Origin of the sequence: Azospirillum griseum, from assembly GCF_003966125.1 — a bacterium.
GTDB classification, from domain to species: Bacteria; Pseudomonadota; Alphaproteobacteria; order Azospirillales; family Azospirillaceae; genus Azospirillum; species Azospirillum griseum.
Window position 1 is genome coordinate 1664 of sequence record NZ_RXMA01000083.1, and the last position, 459, is coordinate 2122.

1 pseudogene is annotated in these 459 nt (G+C 69.5%); it reads right to left on the bottom strand.

Going from position 1 to position 459, the window contains the following annotated elements:
• A pseudogene (locus tag EJ903_RS26175) lies at positions 1-383 on the bottom strand (IS66 family transposase); the annotation flags it as partial.
• Positions 384-459: the final 76 nt, after the last annotated feature.

Genomic DNA, 459 nt, shown 5'->3' on the forward strand with positions numbered 1-459 from the left:
GCACGGGGGCCATGGCGGGAGAGCCGGGCGCGCTCCGTCCGCATCCAGTTCTCCAGCGCGGCGACCAGGGCGACGCCGTGCTCCTGGCGGGCCGCCAGGAGCACGGCCGCCGGCTTGCCGTTCAACGCGCGCTCGAGATCGAAGAGGGCGCCGATGCGCGTCGCGGCCTCCAGCGCCAACGGTGAGATCGGCGGGGCGTCCTTGCCGCGTCTGGTGTTCGCGGCGATGTCGGCCAGCTTGAAGAAGCCGCGCCGGGCATGCGCCCAGCACAGCACGTCGCGGATCGGCCCCGGCTTGCGGTCTGGTTCATACAGCCGGTTGTAACCGGCGAACGCATCGGCCTGCAGCCAGCCCGTGAAGCCGACCAGGTGGGGACTATCCGGAATTTCGTGCTTGGCGGGGTTATCCTGAAGCAGAAGGAGACCCTGAATGGCCCGACGCAAAGAACCGGTTATCCCC